The following is a 7506-nucleotide window of genomic DNA, read 5'->3' as shown; positions in this document are numbered from 1 at the left end:
ACGCGCAGGATATCGCCAGTGGCCGAGCCGACCAGCGCATTGGTCAGGGTGAGGTTGTTTGGTCCGTTGGCCAGCACAATCTGCTCGATGCCGGAGACCTTGGCGAAGGCGGATGCCGCGATCGTGCCGGCCGTGGTAAAGACGAGCCGGTCCACCGCGCTGCCCTCGCCACCGACGACCGTGTCGCTGCCGGTCAGGTTCATGGCTGTGAAGCTGAAACTGTCGGCACCGGCACCGCCGTCCAACGTATCGGCCCCGCCGCCGGCAATGATCGTATCGTTTCCTTCACCACCGGAAATGATCAACCGGTGGCTGGTTGTCTTCACGCCGACGCCGTTGATCACGTCGTTGCCGGAGCCGCCCGTCACGCGCAGGAGATCGCCAGTGGCCGAGCCGACCAGGGCATCGGTGACAGTCAGGCTATTGCTGCCCTTGGCCAGCACGATTTTCTCGATGCCGGAGACCTTGGCGAAGGCGGATGCCGCGATCGTGCCGGCCATGGTAAAGACGAGCCGGTCCACCGCGCTGCCCTCCCCACCGACGACCGTGTCGCTGCCGGTCAGGTTCATGGCTGTGAAGCTGAAACTGTCGGCACCGGCACCGCCGTCCAACGTATCGGCTCCGCTGCCGGCAATGATCGTATCGTTTCCTTCACCACCGGAAATGATCAGCCGGTGGCTGGTTGTTTTCACGCCGACGCCGTTGATCACGTCGTTGCCGGAGCCGCCCGTCACGCGCAGGAGATCGCCAGTGGCCGAACCAACCAGGGCATCGGTGACAGTCAGGCTATTGCTGCCCTTGGCCAGCACGATTTTCTCGATGCCGGAAACCTTGGCAAAGGCGGATGCCGCGATCGTGCCTGATGTGGTGAAGACAAGCTGATCGATTGCACTCCCCCCACCACCAACGACCTTGTCGCTGCCGGTGAGGTCCTTGGCGGCGAAGCTGAACTTGTCGGAACCGGCCCCGCCGGTCAGCGTGTCGTTGCCCTTACCGGCAGTGATCTGCACGCGGTTGGCGGCCTTGGTCACGGCTGCGGCTTTGATCACGTCGTTGCCGGAGCCACCCGTGACCTTCAGGAGATCGCCAGTGGCCGAACCAACCAGGGCATCGGTGACAGTCAGGCTATTGCTGCCCTTGGCCAGCACGATCTGCTCGATGCCGGAAACCCTGGCGAAAGCGGACGCCGCAATCTTTCCGGCCGTGGTGAAGACAAGCTGGTCGATTGCACTCCCCCCACCGCCGACGACCTTGTCGCTGCCGGTCAGGTCCTTGGCCTTGAAGCTGAACTTGTCGGCGCCGGCCCCGCCGGTCAGTGTGTCATTCCCAGCACCGGCGGTAATCTGGACACGGTTGGCGGCCGTGGTTACGCCCGAGGCCTTAATCACGTCGTTGCCGGAGCCGCCCACTACTTTCAGCACGTCGCCGTTTGCCGAACCGACCAGGGCATTGGTAACAGTCAAATTATTGCTGCCGTTGGCAAGCCGTATCAGCTCAATGCCGGAAACCTTGGCGAAGCTCCCGGAAGCGATCGTGCCGGCTGCAGTGAACCGCAATTCATCTGTGGTTGTTCCACCACCGCCCAATATCTTGTCGGAGGCGCTCAAAGTCTTCGGTGTGAACTGAAAGATATCGGCAACTTTGGCCTTTCCGACGAACGTGTCTGCCTTGCCAGTCCCTGTAAACTTCACAGCATTACCCCCGAAAAATAAATTTTAAAATCAGCAGGTTGTTCGTCTGTTCGGCACGGTAGCAGCAATCCCATGCTAAATGCCGCGTGAAACACCAAGCGTCGTTCCCCTGTGTGCCTTCGGCCCTTACCAGAGGATTCTTTGCACAATATTTGAAGGCGAGTGGAATTCGCGTTGCCGTTGTGGAAATCAACCCAGCGTGGCGAAGCGATCCTATAGCAGCGCCGAACGGAGAAAGGCCGGCACTGCCGCTTCCCCGTAAGCATTCATTACATGGGTCGTAAAGCCGCGCATGAGATTTGCCACCGCGACCGGCGAGGCATGCTGGCGGGCCGAGGTGAAATAGAGATACGCAAGCGCATTGCCCGCGCCCTGGGGGCCGGCCGCAACCAAAGCCTCGGCAAGAGCTACGGGCAGTTGGCGGTCGGTAGGCGCTGCCATCAGGCGAATAGCCGCTGCGACATCAGGCGGGCAGTGGTCGCCCAGATCGATGATGGATGCGATGATGTTGGCACCACCGCGGCTGTCACCGGCAGCCAGCAACGCAATGGACTTCAAGACGCTCATATGGTTGAGGAACTCGATGTTCGATCCGGCCATCGCGATACCGCGATCGAACAGCGCGCAAGCTTCGTCAGACTGTCCCAGAGCACTGTATATCTGGGCAAGCAGGGGGAGAGCCGCCGGGGAACCGGTCATTTGCGCAGCCGCCCGCTCGGCGATGTCCTGTGCCAATTCCAGATGGCCGCGATTGATGAAATACAGCAATTTGGCCACTGCCAGCATCTGCACCGGGTTATTCTCGACAACAGGCATGCTCTGCAACGCGATCGCTTCCATCTCGCTCTCGATACCGTCTCGCTCATCGATATCGATCGGGCTGAACGGGCTGGCAAGAACCAGGCGCGAGAACAGGTGCATACACCATTGGAGCGCGGTATCGGTGGACGTATCCGAAACGCGGTCCGCGCCCAGTTGCTCGCCCTTGGCCAGCCACATTTGATAGGAGCCGGTAGTCAGGCGGTTCGACACGTTCCAGGAGCGCTCTTCCACGGACAGTTCCGCGGGAACACCGAGGCCTGTCGTCATGCTGGTCATCAAAGACTGCAGATAGGCGGCGACGTCGTCGGAAAGCTTGGAAACGAGCGAGGCTGCCGGCAGGCCGGCGCTGACATCGCCTTGCGACGAAAACGCCTTCATGATCCGCCGGGATGGCATTTCCTGCAACGTCGCCGTACAGCGCATCTGTCCCCGGTCGGCATGAAAACTCAAGCGGAGAGAATAGCGGGGTGCGATATCGGCATGAGCAAGACCCTGCTCCACAACGCCCCCCAAGTGCGGGCCGAGACCTTCGGCAATCGCCTCGCGAAACTGCTCCACGAGTGCTGGAACGTCCGGCCCGGACACGGACGGGAGGATCGCAAGAAACGGGTTTACCTGCCTGACCGTGGACTGCCCCGGTTCGGCGATCCAGAGGTAGCCCTCGCCGTACTGGGTGGCGATATAGGTCGGCGACCTTGCATTATCGCCAAGCTTGGCCCTGAGCCGGTTGATCAGAAAGTCGATATTCCGATCGGAGGCCCCAGCTTCGGATGAGGCGAGTTCGTCGAGAAGCCGGCTGCGCGACATGAGACGGCGCGGGTTTTTGCAGAGGACGAGCAGCAAGGCACGCTCGCTTTTCGTGAAGTGAACCGGTTTCCCGTTTCGGCTGCCGAACAAATAGGTTTCATCGAGAACCAAATCTCCATAGTGGAGACCGATCGCCTTTTTCATCATCCAGCCCTGCAAGGAACGAACTATCTGGCAATGCAAAAGACAACTTATAGTCTAAGGAACCTCTATCGCAAGTGTGACGTGCCCGCTTGATTGCCCGCCTTGATACGTTGGCGGCGCTCAGGCTCCGGTCGTGGATAGTGCGCCGGGCGGACGCGTGAAGGGCCAGGCCGCCGAGGTTTGGGCCTCAAGGCGGAAAGCTCACCAGCAACGGAAAGGGCCTGCGAGCCAATCCCGCAGGCCCAATATCGATGGCCGTGCCTGGAACGCCGACTACAGCAGGAAGTAGCCTTTCGAGAGCGCCAGCGGATCGTCGAAATGGATGGCGAAATCGGATTTGCCGTCGCCATTGGTATCGCCGTAGAGATAGGTATCGGACGATTTCTTGGCGTAACGCAGTTCGCCCGCCTTCTCCGAGAAGTCCTTGGTGCCGATGAAGTTGAAGGCGTCGTTCTTCGCCGTCTCCGGCTTCGCGTCCATCTTAGAAAGATCGATCCGGTCGCCACCCTTGCCGTCGAAATCGTGGATCGTGTCGCGGCCCTTGGAGCCGGCGGTGGAATCCTTGGCCGAGAGGAAGAGGAAGGTGTCGGCATCGGCACCACCCGTCAGCTTGTCCGCGCCGGCGCCTCCGGTCAACTTGTCGGCGCCGGCCTTCCCGGACAGCTTGTCGTTTCCGCCCGCCCCCTTCAGAACGTCGTTTTCCGCCGTGCCGGCGAAGCTGTCGGACTTGGATTTCCCCGTAAACGTCCTGCCCTTGACGTCGGTAACGGTGATGGCGAGTGCCTGGGTATCGGTCAGGCCGCCCGCATCCGTGGTCTTGACCGTCACATTGTAAACGTTGTTGCGGCCAGCGTCCTTCTCCGTCTCGAAATCGGGGGGTGACTTGAAGGTCAGCGCACCGGTTTTCGCATTGATCTGGAACAGCGCCTTGTCGGCACCTGATGATATCGACCAGGCGAGCGTTGCCTTTTCCGGATCGGCGGCCTTGAGCGTCGTCACCACCTTGACGTTTTCGGCGATTTTCAGCGACGCCTTGCTGCCCCCGCCGTTCGAGCCGATGACGGACGCCTCGTTGACGCCGTTAACCGTCACAGCGAGCGCCTGCATATCGCTCAGGCCACCGGGATCGGTTGCCTTGATCGCAACGTCGTAGACATTGTCGCGGCCAGCGTCCTTCGCGGTTTCGAAATCCGGAGCAGACTTGAAGGAAAGGGCACCCGTCTTTGCATCGATCTGGAACAGCGCCTTGTCGGCGCCGCCCGAGATCGACCATGCGAGCGCACTTTTTTCCGGGTCGGTCGCCTGTGCCGTGGTCACGGCCCTGGCGTTCTCGACCATCTTCACGGAACTTCCGGTGATAATGATAGGGGCCTCGTTGGCATTGGTGACGGCAACGGCGATCGCCTGCGTGTCGGCTGCGCCGCCAGTGTCCTTCGCGGTCACCGTCACGTCGTAGACGTTGTTATTGCCGGCGTCCCTGGCCGTCTCGAAGTCCGGAGCGGACTTGAAGGAAAGGGCACCCGTCTTCGCATCGATCTGGAACAGCGCCTTGTCGGCGCCGCCCGAGATCGACCATGCGAGCGCACTTTTTTCCGGGTCGGTCGCCTTTGCCGTGGTCACAGCCCTGGCGTTCTCGACCATCTTCACGGAACTTCCGGTGATAATGATAGGGGCCTCGTTGGCATTGGTGACGGCAACGGCGATCACCTGCGTGTCGGCTGCGCCGCCAGTGTCCTTCGCGGTCACCGTCACGTCGTAGACGTTGTTCTTGCCGGCGTCCCTGGCCGTCTCGAAGTCCGGAGCGGACTTGAAGGAGAGCGCCCCCGTCTTCGGATCGATCTGGAACAGGGCCTTGTCGGCGCCGCCCGAGATCGAATAGGTGATCGTGCCGGCTTCGAGATCGATCGCCTTCACCATGGTCACGGCGGTGGTGTTTTCCGCGGTGCTCACCGAAGCCGCGGCGCCGCCGCCATTGGACGAAATCACAGGGGCGTCGTTCGAGTTGGAAACGGTGATGGCCATCGCCTTGTCGTTGAAGGCGCGGCCTTCATCGGTAGCGCGCACGACCACGTCATAGACATTGTTCTTGCCCGTGTCCGACGGATTCTCGAAGTCGGCCGCCGACTTGAAGGAGAGCACACCGGTCGAGGCGTCGATCTTGAACAGCGACTGGTCCGCGCCGCCCGAGATGGAGAATACGAGGCCGCCCCCTTCTTCATCGCTGGCCGCAATGGTCGTGATGGCCGTCTTGTTCTCGGCCGTGCTAACCGCCGCATTCGACGTGATCACCGGCACATGATTGCTGTTTGCCAGAGCATCCAGGTACTCCCACCCCCATCCCCAGTTGTTAACAAAGCGGACCTCGTCGATCCGGTAGGATTCACCCAAGAGCTGTGAATGGATCGTGATCTTGTTTGAGCCGTTGAACAGGATTACGTCATCGCCATCGCGGGCGACGATGATGTCGTCCTCGGAGACGCTGTCGTCGAACACAATGATATCCTTCTCGTACTCCTGCTCCTCCAACTCCGCGTCGTCTTCGTCGCGCATACGCAGACCGGACTTGTTGTAGATTTCGTCCACACCCCAGCCCGCGGAGAAGAGGAAGCGGTCGCCGCCGGGACCGCCGTCAAGCAGGTCATTGCCGGCACCGCCATCCAGTACGTCGTCGCCCATGACGGAACCGCGCGGATCATCCCAGTCGTCACCGTAGAGAGCGTCGTCGCCGGCACCACCGGTCAGGCTGTCGTCATCCGCCCCGCCGTTGAACGTGTCACTGCCCGCGCCGCCGACAAGAATGTCGGACCCATTGTCGCCGCGGAGATAATCGTCGCCGTCATTGCCCTCAAGCGTATCGTCGCCATTGCCGCCTTCGAGCCCGTCGTCGCCGACACCCCCGATCAGCGTGTCGTTGCCTTTCTCGCCGTAGATCTCGTCATCACCCGCGCCGCCATCGAGCATATCGTCGCCGTCTCCGCCAGAGATGCGGTCGTTGCCGCCAAGACCGAGGATCGTGTCGTCAATGTCGCTGCCGTAGAGTATGTCGTCGCCTTCCGCCCCACTCATCGACAGTTCCAGCAGTTTTGCGACATTCCATACCGTGCCGGTGGCAAAGCGGACCTCGTTCATCTGGCCCCAGCCGTCACTGCCATAGAAATGGCGGGCGATCGTGATCATGTTCGCGCCGATGGACAGGATCAGGTCAATATCATCGCGCCTGACGGTGATGTCGTCTTCGGAGACGCTGCCATCGAAGTCGATGACATCGAACCCTTGGTCATGGTCAATATTGTCGATGATGTCATCACCCCAGCCCGCGGAGAAATGGTAGGTGTCGTCGCCATCGCCACCTTCAATGAAGTCGTTGCCTTTGCCGCCTTCGAACGTGTCGTCGCCATCGCCGCCCACCAGGTCGTCGTTGCCATCTGTTCCCTTGATGATCGCCATAAGTGCATTCCCCGCCGGTTGGTTGCGTTCGATTATGCGGCCCTCAAAAGGGCCAGCTTGATCTGGTCGTTTTCGAAGGCCTTTCTGATCAGGCAGGACACGCCTCTCGCGCCGGAGGATGAGGCGCTTCTTCAGACCTTGGTTTCGCATCAACGTCTAGCGGACGATTCTTTGGAAAGTATTTGAAAGCGCGTTGGAGTCCGCGTCATCGTCGGTGCAGTTCACCGTGCTCGGGCGAAGCTCACGCCCCAAATGGGGAACAAACCTACCCCCTATTAGCTTGGAACGGCCGGTTCGGAATGACGGCGCGAAGCGGAAATCATTTCCGCTGCGGGGCCGGTGGCAGGTGGCTGTTATTTACGACGTTTAGCGACAAGCGGACTACCGCCGATGAAAGCCTAAGGCCGAGAACGGCCCTAAGCGTCATCGGACATAAAATCCAAGAGGGGACAGCCGCCCGATTTCGGTATTGAGTCAAAAACCTCAAGATCGGGATGTTGTGACCTTGCCCCGTTGAAATAATCCATTTTGAAGTAAGCTCTGGCCATCGAGAGGACCAGGGAATGAAGCGCAACCGTTTCACAGACGAACAGAT

3 protein-coding genes are annotated in these 7506 nt (G+C 60.5%); all 3 read right to left on the bottom strand.

The window, feature by feature from the left end; translation table 11 throughout:
• Window positions 1-1607 (bottom strand): calcium-binding protein (locus tag CRO48_RS32455; protein WP_176526912.1); only part of this gene is annotated, 1607 nt, incomplete at its 3' end.
• Window positions 1608-1904: 297 nt separating this feature from the next.
• Window positions 1905-3464, bottom strand: a complete 1560-nt coding sequence (locus CRO48_RS27010) for a winged helix-turn-helix domain-containing protein (RefSeq protein WP_176526911.1) — start codon at window positions 3462-3464, stop codon at window positions 1905-1907.
• Between the two features lie 273 nt (window positions 3465-3737).
• Window positions 3738-6911, bottom strand: coding sequence for a cadherin domain-containing protein (locus tag CRO48_RS32690; RefSeq protein WP_102026019.1), 3174 nt, complete (start codon window positions 6909-6911; stop codon window positions 3738-3740).
• Between the last annotated feature and the right edge of the window lie 595 nt (window positions 6912-7506).

It is taken from the genome of Rhizobium subbaraonis, from assembly GCF_900220975.1.
Taxonomy (GTDB): Bacteria; Pseudomonadota; Alphaproteobacteria; order Rhizobiales; family Rhizobiaceae; genus Mycoplana; species Mycoplana subbaraonis.
Note: the sequence above shows the minus strand (reverse complement) of the source record. Positions and strands in the feature narration are given on the sequence as shown.